Source organism: Aliiroseovarius sp. (genome assembly GCF_965228805.1).
Classification (GTDB): Bacteria; Pseudomonadota; Alphaproteobacteria; order Rhodobacterales; family Rhodobacteraceae; genus JASBTN01.
This window is the reverse complement of record NZ_CBDDIE010000003.1, coordinates 1,869,246-1,887,657: the sequence shown is the minus strand read 5'-3', so window position 1 is coordinate 1,887,657 and position 18,412 is coordinate 1,869,246. Positions and strand designations below refer to the sequence as shown.

15 protein-coding genes and 1 pseudogene are annotated in these 18,412 nt (G+C 64.6%); 6 read left to right on the top strand and 10 right to left on the bottom strand.

Features of this window, described 5'->3' with window-relative positions:
- Positions 1 to 43 precede the first annotated feature (43 nt).
- The 4 genes from ACO07D_RS10465 to ACO07D_RS10450 form a co-directional block, all read right to left on the bottom strand.
- The gene (locus ACO07D_RS10465; protein WP_421705019.1) at positions 44 to 1,411 is read right to left on the bottom strand and encodes a CmpA/NrtA family ABC transporter substrate-binding protein; all 1,368 of its coding nucleotides are present in this window, start codon (positions 1,409 to 1,411) and stop codon (positions 44 to 46) included.
- A gap of 190 nt (positions 1,412 to 1,601) precedes the next feature.
- Positions 1,602 to 2,795, bottom strand: a complete 1,194-nt coding sequence (locus ACO07D_RS10460) for a CmpA/NrtA family ABC transporter substrate-binding protein (protein ID WP_421702881.1) — start codon at positions 2,793 to 2,795, stop codon at positions 1,602 to 1,604.
- The gene (locus tag ACO07D_RS10455; RefSeq protein ID WP_421702880.1) at positions 2,792 to 3,376 is read right to left on the bottom strand and encodes an ANTAR domain-containing response regulator; all 585 of its coding nucleotides are present in this window, start codon (positions 3,374 to 3,376) and stop codon (positions 2,792 to 2,794) included. The genes ACO07D_RS10460 and ACO07D_RS10455 overlap by 4 nt, the downstream gene beginning before the upstream one ends.
- A gap of 123 nt (positions 3,377 to 3,499) precedes the next feature.
- Positions 3,500 to 4,015, bottom strand: coding sequence for an acyloxyacyl hydrolase (locus tag ACO07D_RS10450; RefSeq protein ID WP_421702879.1), 516 nt, complete (start codon positions 4,013 to 4,015; stop codon positions 3,500 to 3,502).
- Positions 4,016 to 4,207: 192 nt separating this feature from the next.
- On the opposite strand from ACO07D_RS10450, the gene hpaE reads away from it, so the two are divergent.
- The 4 genes from hpaE (at position 4,208) to hpaH (ending at position 8,323) form a co-directional block, all read left to right on the top strand.
- Positions 4,208 to 5,716 (top strand): 5-carboxymethyl-2-hydroxymuconate semialdehyde dehydrogenase, encoded by a 1,509-nt coding sequence (gene hpaE / locus ACO07D_RS10445; protein ID WP_421702878.1) that lies wholly within the window; start codon positions 4,208 to 4,210, stop codon positions 5,714 to 5,716.
- Positions 5,717 to 5,731: 15 nt separating this feature from the next.
- Positions 5,732 to 6,586: a 3,4-dihydroxyphenylacetate 2,3-dioxygenase gene (gene hpaD, locus ACO07D_RS10440; RefSeq protein ID WP_421702877.1), complete on the top strand. Its 855-nt coding sequence runs from the start codon at positions 5,732 to 5,734 to the stop codon at positions 6,584 to 6,586.
- A gap of 82 nt (positions 6,587 to 6,668) precedes the next feature.
- Entirely contained in the window at positions 6,669 to 7,526 is an 858-nt protein-coding gene (locus tag ACO07D_RS10435) for a fumarylacetoacetate hydrolase family protein (RefSeq protein WP_421702876.1), read from the top strand.
- Entirely contained in the window at positions 7,523 to 8,323 is an 801-nt protein-coding gene (gene hpaH / locus ACO07D_RS10430) for a 2-oxo-hept-4-ene-1,7-dioate hydratase (protein WP_421702875.1), read from the top strand. The genes ACO07D_RS10435 and hpaH overlap by 4 nt, the downstream gene beginning before the upstream one ends.
- A 186-nt stretch (positions 8,324 to 8,509) precedes the next feature.
- Here hpaH and ACO07D_RS10425 read toward each other — a convergent pair whose 3' ends face one another.
- The 4 genes and pseudogenes from ACO07D_RS10425 to ACO07D_RS10410 form a co-directional block, all read right to left on the bottom strand.
- Complete coding sequence (locus ACO07D_RS10425) at positions 8,510 to 9,472, bottom strand: sensor histidine kinase (RefSeq protein ID WP_421702874.1); 963 nt, start codon at positions 9,470 to 9,472, stop codon at positions 8,510 to 8,512.
- Positions 9,472 to 10,146, bottom strand: coding sequence for a response regulator (locus ACO07D_RS10420; protein ID WP_421702873.1), 675 nt, complete (start codon positions 10,144 to 10,146; stop codon positions 9,472 to 9,474). Before ACO07D_RS10420 ends, ACO07D_RS10425 begins: the two co-directional genes overlap by 1 nt.
- The gene (locus tag ACO07D_RS10415) at positions 10,143 to 11,735 is read right to left on the bottom strand and encodes a DUF4173 domain-containing protein (RefSeq protein WP_421702872.1); all 1,593 of its coding nucleotides are present in this window, start codon (positions 11,733 to 11,735) and stop codon (positions 10,143 to 10,145) included. The genes ACO07D_RS10420 and ACO07D_RS10415 overlap by 4 nt, the downstream gene beginning before the upstream one ends.
- Positions 11,736 to 11,993: 258 nt before the next feature.
- Positions 11,994 to 12,746 (bottom strand): annotated as a pseudogene (locus ACO07D_RS10410) (SDR family oxidoreductase).
- A 371-nt stretch (positions 12,747 to 13,117) separates the two neighbouring features.
- Between ACO07D_RS10410 and ACO07D_RS10405 the strand changes: the two are divergent.
- Positions 13,118 to 13,870: a hypothetical protein gene (locus tag ACO07D_RS10405; protein WP_421702871.1), complete on the top strand. Its 753-nt coding sequence runs from the start codon at positions 13,118 to 13,120 to the stop codon at positions 13,868 to 13,870.
- Positions 13,867 to 16,050 (top strand): CHASE2 domain-containing protein, encoded by a 2,184-nt coding sequence (locus ACO07D_RS10400; RefSeq protein ID WP_421702870.1) that lies wholly within the window; start codon positions 13,867 to 13,869, stop codon positions 16,048 to 16,050. Before ACO07D_RS10405 ends, ACO07D_RS10400 begins: the two co-directional genes overlap by 4 nt.
- Positions 16,051 to 16,195: 145 nt before the next feature.
- Here the strand turns inward: ACO07D_RS10400 and ACO07D_RS10395 are convergent, their stop codons facing one another.
- Entirely contained in the window at positions 16,196 to 17,179 is a 984-nt protein-coding gene (locus tag ACO07D_RS10395) for a FecR family protein (protein WP_421702869.1), read from the bottom strand.
- A 1-nt stretch (position 17,180) separates the two neighbouring features.
- Entirely contained in the window at positions 17,181 to 18,398 is a 1,218-nt protein-coding gene (locus ACO07D_RS10390; protein WP_421702868.1) for a tetratricopeptide repeat protein, read from the bottom strand.
- Positions 18,399 to 18,412 lie beyond the last annotated feature (14 nt).

Genomic DNA, 18,412 nt, shown 5'->3' with positions numbered 1-18,412 from the left:
GCGGGGCGACGTTCGTTAGAACGAGCGCCGTCCCGCCAGACCGTCAGCCCTGGACCTCGTTGCCGACGACCACCTGGTCGCCCTTCAGCCCGATCGGCAGGCTGTCCAGATAGGCATTGGGGGTGCGGCCGTCGTAGCCGATGCCGTCGATCACATCCTCGGCCGGGGTCGGCGCCTTGTAGCCGTCGCTGTCCCAGGGGAAGTCACCTTCCTCGGCCAGGCCTTCCTCGACCAGCAGTCGCGCAGCCTCCAAGTAGATCTCGGGCTTGTAGACCGAGCGCGCGACCTCGTCGTACCAGCTATCCGGCTTTCCTTCCGTGATCTGCCCCCAGCGGCGCATCTGGGTCAGGTACCAGACCGCGTCCGAGTTATAAGGATAGGTCGCATTGTGCCGAAAGAAGGTGTTGAAGTCCGGCACGTCTCGCTTGTCGCCACGCTCGTATTCGAACGTCCCGGTCATCGAGTTCGCGATCACCTCGGCATCCGCACCGACGTATTCGGACCGCGCCAGGATTTCGACCGCCGCCTCGCGGTTGGCATTGTCGTTCTCGTCCAGCCACATGGCCGCGCGGATCAGCGCCTTGACAATGGCGAGCGTGGTCTGCGGGTTCTCCTCGGCGAACGCATCGGTGATGCCGAAGACCTTTTCCGGGTTGTTTTTCCACAACTCGTAATCGGTGATCACCGGCACGCCGATCCCCTTGAACACCGCCTGCTGGTTCCACGGCTCGCCCACGCAGTAGCCCGAGATCGTACCGGCCTCCATCGTGGCGGGCATCTGCGGCGGCGGCGTGACCGACAAGAGCACATCGGCGCCAATCTGCCCGGTGATATTGTCGGGCGAATAGAACCCCGGCTCCAGCCCACCGGCGGCCAGCCAGTAGCGCAGCTCGTAGTTATGCGTGGACACCGGGAAGACCATGCCCATGTTGAAGGGTTTGCCTTCGTCCGCGAATTGCTCGACCACCGGCTTCAGCGCCGAGGCCGAAATCGGATGCACCGGGCGACCATCCTCCCTCGAGGGGATGTGCGGGCGCATCAGCTCCCAGACCTCATTTGACACGGTGATGCCGTTGCCGTTCAGGTCCATCGAGAAGGGCGTGATGATATGCGCCTCGGTGCCGAAACCGATGGTCGCGGCCAGCGGTTGACCCGCCAGCATGTGGGCACCGTCCAGCTGCCCGTCGATCACCCCATCCAACAGCACCTTCCAGTTGGCCTGCGCCTCCAGGGTGACGAACAGGCCTTCGTCCTCGAAATAGCCGTTCTCATAAGCCACGGCGAGCGGCGCCATGTCGGTCAGCTTGATGAAGCCGAAGGTCAGTTCGTCCTTTTCGACATCCAGCATTTCCGCCATGGCGGGCAGGCTGATCAGCGCGGTGGTGGTCAGTCCAAGGGCGAGGGGTTTCAGCATGTTGTATCCTTTCTTTTCCGGCAGCCCGGAAACAAAAAACCGCCCATCTTGCCCGCGGGAGGACTGCGGGCAGGATGAGCGGCGTTGCTCTTGTCTGGCCGGTGGAACGCCTTTGTTCCGTGGCCTTGCTCTTGTTCTAACACTCTCGCTGCATCGCGGCGATGCAAGCGCAGCATTGCGGAAGGGCTCAGACCGGATTTGCCCGTTTTTTGAGCGGCCGGGCCGGGCTCATGTCGAAAACCTGACCGTCAAAAAACGCATCCGGGCCCAGAATCACCTCGCCACGCAGGCTGGGCGCGGCAGTCGGGCGGGGCATCGCGCCTTCCAACTTCTCCGAGCCACAGGGCAGGTTCGGCGCCAGATCAGCAAGGTTGTCGCGGTAAAGATCGGTGCGGAAGGTGGCACGCGCCACATCTGCCGCCTGGGCGACATCCAACCCGTGGCGTGCAGCCATGCGCGTGGCGATCCAGGCGGCCTGGCTGCGCCAGGGGAAGGTCGCGGCATTGTTGTGGAAACGCAGGAAATGCGGCACCCGGGCGGCCAGGGCACGCGGACGGGTCGGCAACTCCCCCCGCAGCGCCCGGTCGATCAGGGCCGCTGGCAGGTCAAGGTAGGCGCTCCGCGCAAGCACCTCCGAGGCCAGCGCGCGGTTCTCCGCCTCAGACAGCCACTCCCCAGCCCGCCAAATCGCGCGCATAAGGGCACGGGTTTCTGCTGGATGGGCGTCAATCCAGTCGCGCCGCGCGCCCAGTACCTTTTCCGGCGCAAAGGCCCAGATCGCCGCGCCGGGCAGGATCAGCTCCCCCGCCCCGCTGTCCACCGCGACCGAGCCCCAGGGTTCGCCGACACAGAAAGCGTCCACCTCGCCCGCGCGCACCGCTTCGGCCATCTGCGGCGGCGGTACGGTAACGATCTGCGGCGCCGTGTGGCCGAGCGCGCCGAGCCAGTAGTGGATCAGCTCCACATGCATGGAATGGGGAAAGGGTACGCCGATGCGCGGTGCCGGGCAGGCCGCCAGAAGGGCGCGACCGGTCTCGACTGGGGTGTCGAACCGGCCGTCCCAGCCCACCGCCCGCATCCGTGCGGCCAAGTCGGCCGAGACCCCGATCACATTGCCATTCGCCGACAGGGTCATCAGCGCATCCACCGGCGCAGCCACTCCGCCCAGGCCCAGCGACAGGGCAATGGGCAGCGGCGACAGCATATGCGCCGCGTCCAGCTGCCCCATGACCAGCAGATCACGCAGGGCCGACCAGCCGGGTTGACGCAGTAGATTCAAGGTAAGCCCCTCATCCGCCGCAAAGCCCAACTCGCGCGCGATCACCAGGGGCGCGGCATCGACCAGGGGTACATAGCCCAGATTCAGCGCAGCCCGGCTCATCCCAGCAACTCCGATGCGGTGATGAGGGCTTCGGCCACCTCGATCACCTTGCGCCCCTGATCCATCGCCGTCTTACGCAGAAGCCCATAGGCCTCATCCTCACCGATCCCCTTGGCCTGCATCAGCAGCCCCTTTGCCCGGTCGATAGTCTTGCGTTCGGCCAGCGCCTGTTTCGCCGCATCCAGTTCAGCGCGCATCTGGCTGGTGACCTGAAAACGCTCGATGGCGGTTTCCAGAACCGGCTGGATGCGATCCCGCGCCAACCCATCCACCACATAGGCGGACAGTCCCGCCCGCATCGCGGCGCGGGTCAGCTCGGGATCCGTGTGGTCGACGAACATGGCCACCGGCCGGGTGGCGGCCCCGGAGGCGGCCGAGAGGTTTTCCAGCCGGTCCCGCGACGGGTTTGCCAGATCGATCAGAACCAGATCCGGGTCCAGCTCAACCAAGCGCCGGGCCAGGGCCGATATCTGGCCGATCACGGTGACATCCTGCCAACCCGCATCACGTAGCCCGTCAATGATCAGACGGGCGCGGTCCGGGTCTGGTTCAATGACACATATGGACAACGGGGCAGCCATGCCTTGCTTGATCGCTGCGTCGCAGCGAGAAGCAAAGACGGGTACCGCGACCAGAGGGGGTTTCGTGATCGAATGCCAAAAATTTATGCGCCCCTACGCAGCGCGCTCAAATTCGCGGCAGTATCAGTTCAGCGGCACAGAGACGCGAACGCTGAACAGGTCCATGCCCGGATTTACGCGATCCAGCGAAGCGTTCGAACGGTGGTCATAGGACAGGGCAATGCGCAGCCCACGACGGTTTTCATACCCCAGTTCGATCCCCGAGCGGAACTCGACCGCATGCCCCAGATCCACCCCGTCGCCCCGCGCATATAGGCCGGGCATCAGGCTGCCTTGTGCGTACCACCCACTGTCACCGAACTCGATGGTCGAGGCAAAACCGGCCCCGACCCACAGGTCCTTCGTATCCGTGACCGAGGCGCCGATGACCGGTTGAAACGGACCATAGTTGACCGGCAAGTCATAGCGCAGGTAAACCTCGCCGCCATCCCAGCGGTCCTGACTGTGCAGCCCCCCCGTGGCGATCGAATAGCGCGCGGTTTCCTGTCCGCGCGCAAGGCACCCATCGGTCGGGCAATGGTTTATGGCCATGTCACCCAAGCTGGCCGCCAGAAAGATCAATGCGAGTGTCGGTTCCATGTCTTTGTCCTTCGCAACACCTTCAAACAGATAGTGGCCCTTGGACGCCCTGTCACTCCCCCTGCCGCAACGTCCCGAAGGGTGGTGTTTTTTCGCCATTGCCCCTGGTCAGGAAAAGGGTTTGACAAGCCCACCCTCAATTTGCTTAACATGTTAATCAATAGATCGCAGATTCGCGCTGAAGGAGCCCCGATGTCCGACCTGACCGCCAATATCGAAAAGATGACCGCCCATATGGCCCGGTTCCGCGACGGCGGCATCCTGAACCGCATCGGCGGGCAGGATGTGCCGGGATCCCTGGGCAGTTTCGACAATGCCAGCCCCGTGGATGAAAGCCATATCTGCACCGTCGCGCGAGGCGGAGCCGAGGATATGGATGCCGCCGCCAAGGCCGCCGCTGCCGCCTTCCCGACCTGGCGCGACATGCCCACAGCCGAGCGCAAGAAGATCCTGATCCGAATCGCCGAGGGGATCGAGGCCCGCGCCGAGGAAATTGCCTTCTGCGAATGCTGGGACACCGGTCAGGCACTGCGCTTCATGTCCAAAGCCGCCATTCGGGGGGCCGAGAACTTCCGCTATTTCGCCGATCAGGTCGGCTCGGCGCGCGACGGCAAGCAGCTGCGCTCCCCCACGCTGATGAACCTGACCACCCGCGTGCCGATCGGCCCGGTGGGCGTGATTACCCCCTGGAACACGCCTTTCATGCTGTCGACCTGGAAGATCGCCCCGGCGCTGGCGGCAGGTTGCACCGTGGTGCACAAGCCGGCCGAACTCAGCCCGGTCTCTGCCCGCATCCTGATGGAAATCGCCGAGGAGGCAGGCCTGCCCCCCGGCGTCTGGAACCTGGTCAATGGCTACGGCGAAGAGGCGGGCCGCGCACTGTGTGAACATCCCGACATCAAGGCGCTGGCCTTCGTCGGCGAAAGCCGCACCGGCAGCCTGATCCAGAAACAGGGCGCCGATACGCTGAAACGCGTGCATCTGGAGCTGGGCGGCAAGAACCCGGTGATTGTTTTCGAGGATGCCGACCTGGACCGTGCGCTGGATGCGGTCATTTTCATGATCTATTCAATCAACGGCGAACGCTGCACCTCGTCTTCGCGCCTGTTGGTGCAAGACAGCATCAAGGACGAGTTCGAAGCCCGCCTGATCGAGCGTGTGAACAACATCAAGGTCGGCCACCCGCTGGACCCCGAAACCGTGATCGGCCCGATGATCGGCGAGGAGCATTTCGCCAAGGTGACCTCGTATTTCGGCATCGCCAAGGAAGACGGTGCGACCGTCGCCGCAGGCGGGGAACGTGTCGGCGACAAGGGCTACTTCGTGCGCCCCACGCTGTTCACGAATGCCCACAACAAGATGCGCATCGCGCAGGAGGAGATCTTCGGCCCGGTCCTGACCTCAATCCCGTTCTCGACCGAGGAAGAGGCGCTGGAGATCGCCAATGACACGGCCTATGGCCTCACCGGCTACCTCTGGACCAACGACCTGACCCGCGCCCTGCGCATTACCGACAAGTTGGAGGCGGGCATGATCTGGGTGAACAGCGAAAACGTGCGCCACCTGCCGACCCCGTTCGGGGGCGTGAAGGCCTCGGGCATCGGCCGGGATGGCGGCGACTGGAGCTTTGAGTTTTACATGGAACAGAAACATGTCGGGCTGGCGCTCGGCGATCACAAAATCCCGCGCCTGGGCGCGTGAAGCGGAGGAAAAGACATGGGTGAAATCGTACTCGCCGCCAAGATGACCCACGTGCCGACCATGCTGATGTCGGAACAGGAGGGGCCCATTCAGGGCAAGCGCCAACCGGCCATCGAAGGCCATTATGAAATCGCGCGCCGGGCAAAGGAGCTGGGCGCCACCACGGTGATCATCTGTGACACCCACTGGGTGATCAACGCGGGCTTCCACATCAACGCCAACGCGCGGTTCGAGGGGCTGTTCACTTCGAACGAATTCCCGCAGTTCATCCAGGACCTGCCCTATGCCTATGACGGCAACCCGGAGATGGGCGATGCGATTGCCAAGATCGCGTCCGACAAGGGCGTCTACACCCTGGCGCACCACCTGGACAGCCTCGAACTGGAATACGGCACCCTGGTGCCGATGCGCTTCATGAGCCGTGAACATGACATGAAAGTCGTGTCGATCGCCGCCTGGGCAACCGTACACGGACACGATGAAAGCCGCCTGGTCGGCGAGGCCATTCGCGAGGCGGTCGAGGCTTCGGACGAGAAAGTGCTGCTGGTCGCGTCGGGCTCGCTGAGCCACAAGATCTGGGCCAACAAGGACTATGCCGCCAACAACGGCACCTTTACCATCAGCTCGGAATTCAACCGCCAGATGGACCTGCATGTGCTGGAGATGTGGAAGAACGGCGACCACGCGACCTTCCTGAAGATGCTGGGCGACTATGCGAACTTCTGCTGCGGCGAAGGATCGATGCACGACACCGCGATGCTCTACGGCGCGCTGGGGTGGGATAAGTACGACGCCAAATGCGAAGTCGTCTCGCCCTATTTCCCAAGCTCCGGCACCGGCCAGGTCAACGTGATCTTCCCGGTTCAGTAAGCACGGATCCCCGGAATTTTCGAAAATTCCGGCCCGTTTTCTTCGAAGAAAACGGTGACCGGTAGAAATGGAGACGCATCACATGCGCTTTGCCAGCTACACCGCCGAGGGCGCGCCCTTCTACGGCGCCATCACCGACGAGGGGGCCATCGCCCTGTCGCCCGATTTCCCGCAATGGCCGACCATGCTGGAGGTGATCCGCGCGGGCGGGTTGCCGGCCTTGGCCGAAGTCGCCAAGGGCCGCACGGTGACCCATCGGGAGTTCACCTACGAGATCCCGATCCCCAACGCCCCGCGCATCCTCTGCGTCGGCGTGAACTTCCCGGACCGCAACGCCGAATACAAGGACGGCAGCGCGCAGCCAAAGTACATGTCGCTGTTCCCGCGTTTCGCCAGCGGATTCACTGGGCACGGGCAAAACCTCGTGCGCCCGCCGGAAAACCACACGCTGGATTACGAGGGCGAGGTCGCCATTGTCATCGGCAAATCCGGGCGGCGCATCGCGGCCGAGCACGCATATGACCACATCGCCGCGCTGACGCTCTGCAACGAGGGCACGATCCGCGATTGGGTGCGCCACGCGAAGTTCAACGTCACCCAAGGCAAGAACTGGGACAAGTCCGGCGCCATCGGGCCGTGGCTGGTGCCCTTCACCGACCCCGCACAGCTCGATAACGCACGCATCGTGACGCGGGTGAATGGCGAGGTGCGCCAGGACGATGTGCTGTCCCGCATGATGTTCCCGATCCGCGAGGAGATCGCCTATATCTCGACCTTCATGACGCTTCAGCCAGGCGACATCATTGTCACCGGCACGCCCACTGGCGCCGGCGCACGTTTCGACCCACCGCGCTATCTGAAACCGGGCGATGTGGTCGAGATCGAGGTCGAAGGCATCGGCAAGCTGGTCAATGGCATCGAGGATGAGGTGGTGGCATGACGCCGGAGGATCACGCACAGGCCGCCGCCGACCTGCTGACGGCAGAGAAATCCCGCAGCCAAATCGGCCTTCTGACCCTGCGCCATCCCGAGATGGGCATGGACGACGCCTATAAGGTGCAGAACGCGATCCATCGTGCCAAGCTGGCCGAGGGACGCCGTGTGATCGGCTGGAAGATCGGCTTGACCTCGAAGGCGATGCAATATGCGCTGAACATCGACATTCCCGACAGCGGCATCCTGTTCGACGACATGCTGTTCGATACCGGCGCCACGGTGCCCGCCGGGCGTTTCATCCAGCCCCGCATCGAGGCCGAGATCGCCTTTGTCATGAAGGATGCCCTGGGCGGCGCAGATGTCACACGCGCGGATGTACTGGCGGCAACCGATTTCGTCACGCCCTCGATCGAGATCCTGGATACCCGCATCCAACGCGTGGATCCCGAAACCGGCAAAGCGCGCACCGTCTTTGACACGATCAGCGACAATGCGGCCAATGCGGGCATCGTGTTGGGGCGCGAACGCCACGTCGTGGACGCTTTCGACCTGCGCTGGGTCGGGGCGCTCACCTTCCGAAATGGCGAGATCGAGGAAACCGGCCTGGGCGCGGGCGTGCTCAACGACCCGGTCGAAAGTGTGGTCTGGCTCGCGCGCCGCATGGCGCAATATGGCCAGAGCATCGAGCCCGGCCAGGTGATCCTGTCAGGCAGTTTCATCCGGCCCGTGGAATGCCCCTCGGGCACAAGCATCCACGCCGATTTCGGACCGTTCGGGTCTGTTGATATCGCGTTCGCCTAAGCGCCCCGATTTCCCGTACTGGGAAATCGGACACCGCGCGCAGCGCGGCCACCGAAAGCAAAATTATTTGAAATAATTTTCCCCTGCGGGGCGGTGGCCCTCTCGCGGGCAATGCCCGCTGCCGGGCGACGCGCCCCGTAATCGGGACGCTTGCCTCGGCGCTGCGCGCCTCGGGGTGTGCCTGGCTCAGACCGGAAAACTCACCCGAAACCGCGCGCCTTGATCACCCTGCCCACCCGGTTCCAAGGTCACGCTCCCGCCATGGGCCTCAACCACATTGCGCAGGATATGCAGCCCCATCCCGGTGCCGCCCGCCTCGCGCCGGGTGGTGAAGAACGCATCGAAGACCCGGGCGTGGTTACCTTCAGAGACGCCCGGCCCGTCATCTGCGACGCGCAGCACGACCTCACCTGGAAGCTCTTCGGACCTCACCATGACCCGCCCCGCCCCATGTGCCGCCGCATTGTCGATCAGGTGCCGCAGCACCAGGCGTAGCCCGTCCGGAGACAGGGGCAACTCGGCCTCCCCCTCGACTTCGATGCGCAACCCGGGATGGCTCAACTCCAACTCCGCCACCCGTGCCCGCCCGACATGACGCGGCTCACGCGCGCGGGCCGCGTCGCGCAGGGCGTCGAGCTGGGTCTGGATCTCCGCCGCGGCGCCTTCGATCTGGCCGACCAGGGCACGGTCTTCGGCGGTCAGATCCCCATCAGACAACAACTCGGACGCCGCCCGGATCGCCGCCACGGGCGATTTGATTTCATGGGTCACATGGTCGGTATAGTTGCGAATGGTCGCCTCGCGCGCCCGCAGCGTGCCCGCCATGTCGATCACGCTGTCCGCCGTTGCCCGCAGCTCCTGCGTGCCGAAATGGTGCGGCGGATCGACCGGATCGCGCGGCCGGGCACGGACCTGGGCCGCGTAATCCTCCAACGCACGAATGGGCCGCAGCAGCAGCCGCACCAGCAGCCAGCCCAGCCCCGCCGTCGCCAGCCCGATCCCCGTGGCCAGGATCGCCGCTGCGGGACGAAAGCCGATCTCCGGCCCCAGGTATCTGAGCACCACCAGCCCGACGAGCGACAGCGCCAAAGTGCCCGCCAGTGCCCCGCCCAGCACGAACCCCAGCGACGGGCGCCACTTGCGCGCCATCAGCCCGCCCCCCGCAGGCGCACGCCGACCCCATGCACAGTTTCCACCGCATCCTCGGCCCCGGCACCCGCCAGCTTGCCGCGCAGGTTGCGCAGGTGGCTGTCCAAGGTGCGGTCCGAGACCGGGCTATGTGCGCCCCAAATTGCGTTCACAAGCTGCGCCCGGCTGCGCAGCTGGCCGGGGGCCTCGATCAACTGACCAAGAAGGGCGAACTCGGTCGCGGTCAGCGCCAGAGGGGCGCCGCCAACCCGACAGACATGCGCCGCCCGGTCGATCTCGATCCCGCCATGAGCCAGCCGATCCCGCGCAGCCCCGTTGCCGGTGCGTTTCAGGATCGCACGCACCCGGGCCACCAACTCGCGCGGAGAAAACGGCTTGGTCACATAGTCATCCGCCCCCAGCTCCAACCCCAGAACGCGGTCGATCTCGTCATCGCGGGCGGTCAGGAACAGGATCGGCACGTCCGAGCGCGCGCGGATGCGGCGGCAAACTTCGAACCCGTCCAGCTCCGGCAGGCCGACATCCAATACGATCAGATCCGGCGCCTCGCGGGCGGCGTGGGTCAGGGCCAGTTGCCCATCCGCCGCCGTGATCACCGCATAACCCGCGCGTTCCAGCGCCAGCCCGACCAGCTCGCGCAGGCGGGGATCGTCATCGACCAGCAGGATTTTCATAACGGCGTCTTTCCCTGATATGCCTCCAGAAGATAGGCCCGGACGCGCGCGGAACGAAAGCCCCATTCGCGCGGATCTCCACTGCCCGGCAAATCATCACGCCAACAGGTATGCATCAGTGAATTGCTGGCCAGATCGGGGTGTCGCAGGAACGCTTCACCAATGGCCCGGTCCGCCATGGGCCCAAGTCCGCACAAGTAGCGATAGTCCAGGGTCTGCCCTTGCCCTCGGGCCGCCAGCTCGATGTTCTCCTCGGCGATAATCGCCGCGAAGTTTACAAAGCAGCAGGCATAGAGCGTCGCCACCCCCAGCCCCGCCGCCCGCAGCATCAGCCAGCCATTCGACCGCGCGCGCAGGATTTGCCAGGCGGTCAGGCCCAGCCCGATCACCACCAGCCCCATCCAGATGCCTGCATGAATGCGCAGATAGGTCAGCCCGTATTCGCCGACATAGAGGTTCAGACGCAGCATCGCCGACAGGCCCAGCGCGACATTCTGGCCGAGCCAGAGCATCACCAGCGGCTTCAGCAACCGGTGCTCCCCCAAGAACGGTCGCGCGGCCAGGGCAAAGGCACCCGCCAGCATCGCGGTGGCCAGAAGCGGATAGGCCCCCCGATGGGCATATTCGGCGTGGCTCATCCCCTCGGGCAGGCTGGCGCCGCCCACCAGGATCGACAGGTCCATCACGCTCTGCACTGCCAGGAGCGCATTGAAGGTGATCAGCGCCCGCAGGACAGATCCGGGGTTCAGCCCGAAGCCGGGCAGGGACAGGACCGGCAGGGGCGTGGGGGCCTCTCCGGCCTCCGGCGCGTTCAAGAGCGGCCAGAGGATCAGGCCGATACCCAGCCAAAACACCGCGCGCAGCGCAAGCTCGACCAGGTCCACATCAACCGCGAAGAGTTCGATCAGCGCCAGTTCCAGCACCGGGTTAGCCCCGATCAGCAGTGCCGAGAGCACCAGCGCACCACCCAGCGGAAAGGCCCAGTTTCGCAGCCCCGCCCGAAGACGTTGGGCCAGGCCGCCCTGCCCTTCGGAGACATAGCCGCTCAACCTCCCAATCTCTGCAAGACCAAGTGCGGGCAGATGCGGAAACACCACCCTCAGCCGCTCCAGACCTGCCACGGGCAGGGCACGGATCAGCCGTTCAACACCTGAGGCGAAGGCAACTCGCCCGGCCCCTGGTGCCAGTCGCACCAGCACCAGCGCGGCGATCAGTCCTGCCAACAGGAACCCCACCGACAGGGTCTGTACATGTTCCACCACCGGCAACAAACCCAGCCCCAGCACCGCCATGGGGCCGACCAGCGACCGCCGCCGCGGACCCAGCCAGGACGCCACCGCAAAGATCAGCCCGGCGAAGATCGCCAGGGACAGGCCCGGGTTCACCTTCCAGAACAGGAGATCCGCCGCGATGATCAGTCCCAGAAGGCCAAGCCCGGCCCGCCCCAGGGGGCCCACCGCCGCACCCGGGTCCGGCGGCACTTCTTCCCGCCCGGTCACGCCACTCGCGTCGCTTGGCGTGCTGCCCAACCACCAGCTGTCATTCAGGATTGATGCGGGCACGCCCCGCAGGATGAATTCCTTGGCCATGATGTCCTCCGTTCAAAACATGGCCCCGTCATGGCCCGCCTCGCGCGCAGGTTCCGTTCAGAAGATGTGCAGAAATCGTGCAGATACATGTCTGTTGAGCGTCGTGGACCATTGGCTCTTGTCCAGCGGTTTTCTGAATCCAATCAGCGCGGCGCGTCATGCATCATTGGCCCAATCACCAAGCAATTCTGACCCAATGCCGGCTGCGCGGGACGAAGCAGACATCGACGCTTGACGGCCAATGTCCGCTCTTTGTGTCTAGAACTTGTTTATCGAATTTCCACCGTCGGCAATTATGGCACTGCCGGTCACGAATGACGCATTCTCAGAAAGCAAGAACAATGCAACTTGCGCAATTTCTGTCGGCTCAGCCATCCGTTATAGCGCATGGAGGCCACGCACGACATCGTGGAAACTGGCATCATCACCTGCCATGGGGGTCATGGTGCCTCCGGGCAAGAGGGCATTGACACGGATGTTCTCTGTACCATGTTCCGCCGCGAGCACCTGGACCATACCAATCAGGCCAGCCTTGGCGGCGGCATAGGCGGCCATGCCCGGCAATCCTATCGTATGCCCCACAAATGAAGACGTGAAGACAATGGACCCACCACCGTTTTCGCGAAGCGCAGGTATCTGGTACTTTGCGGCATAGAAGCCGCTGTTCAGATTCACATCCAAGACTGCATGCCAATTGCTGGACTGCATATCGGGGACGGGTCCCAACTCTCCCGTCATCCCCGCGTTGTTGAACGCGCCGTCAAGACCGCCGAATTCGTCCTTTGCACAAGTCACAAGAGCCTGAGAATAGGTCTCGTCACTGACGTCGCCGGACAGGCAAACTGCATGCCCGCCGCTGTGCCTGATCTGCCCTGCAATTTGTTCAAGTTCAGCTTTTCTGCGGGCTCCGAGGACAACGTTGGCTCCTGCTGAGGCGAGCAAAAGGGCGGCGGCAGCTCCAATTCCGCTACTTGCTCCGGTGACGATGAAGGTTTTATCGCTGAGTTCCATTTCTTTGCCTTTCGATCAGTGTGAATTGATCTGCTAGGGCAATGACGGGTTTTCGAGCGATCCGATTCATGCGCAGTCCGGAAACGAAAAGGTCAATGCGCAAGATCCGGGCCGATGCAACTTGAAAAATGGTGAGCCATCATTCGTGCTCACCGCAGCATCCGACAACTTGGGCTCAAACCGGATATTCTCGGACAGCCCGCATATTTGTCCGTTTTTCGAAACTTGGGTCAGTCTACGCCGCAACGGTCAAATCCGTCTGACGTTCAACGATGCCACTTCGCCGGGGTCACGAAATCATCACTTGCCCGCACGCAAGTTCGGCTGGCATTACACTTGGACCAATTGATCAATTTTGACCCGAGGCTTTCATGATCACGCATTACCTTGCGGGCATTCTGTTCCTTGGTCTGGCGCTGAAGTCGCTGGGCTACCTGGTGCGCGACGAGCTTGCGCTGCGCAGCCTGGTGGTGGCGGGCATGGTTTGCGATATCCTCTTCTATGCGCTGCAACCTGTGCCGATCCTGCAATCCGTGGCGACCAATACCTTCCTGGTGGCGATCAACACCGGACTGATCGTGCTGATCGTCTTCGAACGCACCACCCTGCGCATGTCCGACGATGCCAAGCGGCTCTATCAGCATTTTCCAACCCTGCGCCCGGGACAATTCCGCCGGGTGATGAAACACGCGACCTGGCACAAGGCCCCGACCCGCACCGAGATCATCACCGAGGGTGCAACACTTGACCGGTTCTTTTTCCTGTTCCCCACCCGGATCGAGATCGAGAAACTGGGTCGGACCTATGCGGCCCACGGTCCGGCCTTCGCAGGCGAGCTGGTGTTTCTGAACGGTGGGCGTTCGTCTGCCTCGGTTTTCGTGTCGAAGGGCAGCGCGTACGTCAGCTTTGACACGGCTGGGCTGCAGCGGGCAATGCGCCGTTCGGCACCGCTGAACAATGCAATGGTGGCGCTATTCGGCAAGGATCTGGCGGCCAAGGTCGCCAATTCGGTGCCGATCCACACGCAAGCAACCCGCGAGCAGGTATCGCCCGGCGCCGAGGTCGATCCCTCCACACACCCCAGCTCGGACCCGTCCACCGCAGCACTTGTGCCCAGCGAATGACTGCGCGGCGCTGGACCCTGGTGCTGGGGGCGGCCGTTGCCCTGATCACGCTGGCGCTTTCCTCCATCGCTCCCCCCCTGGCCACCCGTGCCACGGATGCGCTGCACGACGCATTCATGCGCGCCCAGCCACGCACCTTCGATCCGGATGCGCCGGTGCATATCATCGACATCGACGAGGTCGCGTTGCAAACCTTCGGCCAATGGCCCTGGCCGCGCAGCTATCTGGCCCGGCTGAACGACCAGCTGTTTCAGCACGGCGCGGCGGTGGTCGGCTATGACATCCTGTTTGCCGATCCCGACCGCAGCTCGCCCGAGCAGATATCCGAAAGCTGGGCGCGCTTCGGCGGACCGCAGCTTGAGCTGCCCGACCTGCCCGCCCATGATGCGATCTTTGCGACTTCCATCGGCAGTGGTCCAACCGTCCTGTCTTTCGCCGGTGCCCCGCGGGGCTCGGTGCCCGCCGCCAAGGCCGGGATCGCCTTTACCGGCACACGGCCCGATGCCGCCCTGATCGGCTGGCCCGGCGCCTTGGACAACTTGGCCGCGTTGCAGGAACCCGCCGCGGGACTCGGCTTGGTCAGCCTTGGGCGTGGTTCCGACGGCATTGTGCGCGCTGTGCCCATGGTCTCGCGCTTGGGAGACAGCCTGCTGCCATCCCTTTCCGCCGAACTGCTGCGCGTCGCCCAGGGCGCGGGCGGCTATGTGCTGCGCACCGGCCAGGGCTCCGGCGAGGGCGGCAAAGCAAGCCCCGTTGCCTTGAAAATCGGCGCGTTCGAGGCGCCACTGGATGGCCAGGGCCGTTTTCGCGTGCATTTCGCAGGCCATTATCCGCAGCGGATCACCCCGGCAGAACAGGTGCTGTCGGTATCGGATCACGACCCCGCACTGGAGGCCGCCGTGGCGGGCAAGATCGTTCTGGTCGGCAGCTCTGCCCAGGGGCTCTTTGACATCCGCGCCACGCCGCTGTCTGACCATGTGCCCGGTGTCACCCTGCATGCCGAAGTGTTGGAGCAGATCCTTGCCGGGCAGTTCCTGGCCCGCCCCGACTGGGCGCGCGGGACCGAGGTGCTGGCCCTGCTGGCGTTGGTAGCCACCTTGACTCTGGTACTGCTGCGCCAACGACCGGTGCTCAGCCTCGCCACCGCGGCCATCGCATTCACCCTTCCTCCTGCGGTAGCCTGGCTCGCCTTCGGCAAAGGGCTGCTTCTGGACCCGCTTTGGCCGATGCTCGCAGTGCTTGGCCTCTACCTGCCCGGCACCACCCTGGGCATCCTTGCCAAGGAGCGCGCCCGACGCGCGGTGCGTGACCGGTTCGCCTATTTCCTACCGCCTGCCTTACTGGCCCAGGTGGCCGACGACCCGGCGGGCGCGCTGACACCCGAAGGGGCCGACCGCACCCTTTCCGTCATGTTCGTCGACATGCGTGGCTTTACCACCCTGACCGAGAACATGCCCCCGGCGGATGTGGTTCGTCTGGTAAACGGGTTCCTCTCCACCGTGTCCGAGGCCCTGGTCGCCCAAGGAGCAACCATCGACAAGTTCATGGGCGACGCGGTGATGGCTTTCTGGAACGCACCGATCGAGACCCCGGATCACGCAACCCGCGCCTGCACCGCCGTCCCTGCCGTGACCCGCGCTGTGGATCAGGCCAACCTGATGCTCGAACGTCAGGGCCAGCCTCCGGTCCAGGTCTCTATTGGCCTCAACACCGGCCCCTGCCAGGTCGGGCTTATGGGGTCACAGAACCGGCTTAGCTATACATGCATCGGCGACAGCGTGACCCTGGCCGCACGGCTCGAAGGGCTGACCAGGCTCTATGGCGTTGGCAACTGTGCAGGCCCCGACAGCATAGGCGACCTGCCGACGGGCCTCATTGCCCCACAGCTTGACCTGGTCACCGTGAAAGGCCGCAGCGCACCAATCCCTGTGCACAGCATTGCCCCGGCCACACCCGAGACGCGCGCCCTCTGCCATCGCCTGGCCCAGGCGCGCGCCGCCTTCCTGGCCCGTAACTGGGACACCGCCGAACTGGCCTTCGCTGCCCTGGCAACGCAAGCCCTCGACGGCTGGCCACTCGACAGGCTGGCCGCGCTCTACCTCTCCCGGATCCAGACCTGCCGCACGACCCCACCCGGCCCAGACTGGACCGGCGCCCATACCGCCCGGGACAAGCGCTGACGGGTGCAGCCCCCGCGGTTTGCGCAGCAAACCGCGCCCGGCCCAACCCGTGACCAGCCCCACAGGGGCGTAGGCGCGGGGCGGGAGCACCCCGCCCGCCGCAGGCGATCAGCTCGTCAAGCAGGGCAGGCGTTTCAACTGCGCATCACGGAAGACAGGTCAGACGAGCAACTGGCAGCCCCTCTGCCTGGTCCAGCACCTGCGACGGGCTCAACGCACAGCTCGGGTCGATAGGCACCCCGCCTTCCTCCAACACGCACAGGTCAAAATCCCCCCCATAGAAGTCCGCCACATAGGTCGGATCATCACAGTTGCTCCCACCCGGATCAATCGGATCGGTCGGGTCCACAGGGTCCACAGGGGCAACGGGATCACCCGGGTTCACGCTGGGCTCCGGCAGAATGCCCGTCAGCGTGTCCCGAAGGAAGTCGCGCTCCTGCGCCCCCTCGTCCGGCTCCTCCCCGGTGGTCGACACCGGCCCGCGATCCGGCGGCGCGCCGTCTTCGATCCCAGTCCAGGGCCGTGTGCCGGGGCGCATCGGGCCGGGCGGGCCGTCGATCATCTCCAACAGCTGCGCCAGGCTCTCAGGCGCGATCCGCCCCTGGTAGCCCTCATTGGTCAACACCCCGCCCTTGCGATTGGTGCAATGGCGCGCCCCGCCCACCTCCAGGCACAGCTTTTCGCCCGCAAGGAACACCGCCAGGCTGCGCCCCGGATTCTGCACCCAGATCAGGGCCGACGATCCGCGCACGCCGATGGTCGCCGAAGGCGTGGTGATCACCCCCTCCTGCCGCTGGGTCGTCTTGCCGCCGATAAAGCGCAGCGCGCCACGGGTCAGGCCCAGCGCGACCTCACCCACCCCCCGGTCAGGGTCATAAACGAAACGATCCAGCGTGATCCGGCTGTTGGGCGCAATCGACAGGGTGGTCTGGTCCAGAAACAGCAACTGCCCGCGTCCCGAGGCCGAGCTGGTGATCTCTTCCCCGGCATGAACCGGCGCGCCCAGTGACAGGCGCCCGGCATCACCACGCAGGGTCGGGGTGAGGGACGCCACCTGCCCAATGGGTTCGGCAGAAGCGGTGTTAAGTGTCAGCAGGAAGGCAAAAACGAGTGTCAAATAACGGCGCATCTCAGAACTCCATCCCGATCATCAGGCTGACGATGTTGGCCTGGTTGTCGACCGCATCATCGGTGCTGTCACGTTCGATGTGACGCAGGCCCGTCTGCACGAACAGGTCGTCGTGCACATAGGCGCGCAGCCCCACACCCACGGACCAGACATCATCCTCGCGTCCCGCATTGCGCCAATCGACCCGATCCCAGGCCCCATGCGCCGAGACGCGCCACTTGCGGTCCGAGGCGTCGAACCCCACCGCGAACTCATGGCTCAAATCCAGCCGTGCGCCATGGCTCGACCGGCTGTCCACCGCCACCTCCGCCGACCGATCGCTGACGCGCAGGGAAAAGCGCAACCGGGTGTCGCGTGTCGGGCGATAAGCCACGCCAAGCGCCCCCGCCACATAATCCGCATCCGACCCGCCATCGAAGCTGAAACTGCGGCCCAGTTTCACATCCGCAAAACTGCTGAAAAACGCACTGTGCGTATTGGAATACTGCACGCCCAGCGCCGCCGTGCCGCGGTCTTCGTCATCGCCATCCCACCGCGCTGACACCTCCACATAGGGCCTGATCTTGGCACCATAGGCCGTGCCGTCTAGCGCCAGCCAAGGGCCCGAGCGCAGCAGAAGGCTCGATACATCCAGCCCCTCGCCTTCGAAGGCAAACAGCGCGCCCCGCGCATCCGCCTGCCAGACGGTGGTGTTCGCGTCGCCCATGTCATGGCGCCACCGTAGGCCGAGTTGGACCGCACCGCCGAAACTCTCACTCTCATCGGAATAGGACAGGCCCGCGGCAACAAAACCTCTCATCGCATCGGGCTTGTCGCGGTCTTCGCCTGCCTCGACATAACGCGCGGCCAGGCGGGCCTCCTGCGTCCCCAGCGCGCCCTTCCGCTCCAGCTGGGAAAAGTGATAGCGGGCGACCTCATAGGCGCCCAGCGCATGATAGGCCACCGCCAGCTCATAGCGCGCCTCCTGCATCTCCGGACGCAGATCCAGCAGGCGTTCCAATGTGGCCACCGCCGCCTCATAGTCGCGGATTTTCACCGAGGCCCGCGCGTAGGCCAGCATCGCGTCAATGTTCCCCGGCGCGGCCAGCATGGCCTGAAACGCCGCCTCCTGTGCGGCCACATCGGACGCGCTTGCCCAGGCCGACCCGCCGCTCATGGAAATGGAAAGCGCCGCAAGCGCTGCCAGGCAGCGCCGCGCACGCATGAAAAACTGCGTCATCAAAATCACCCCGT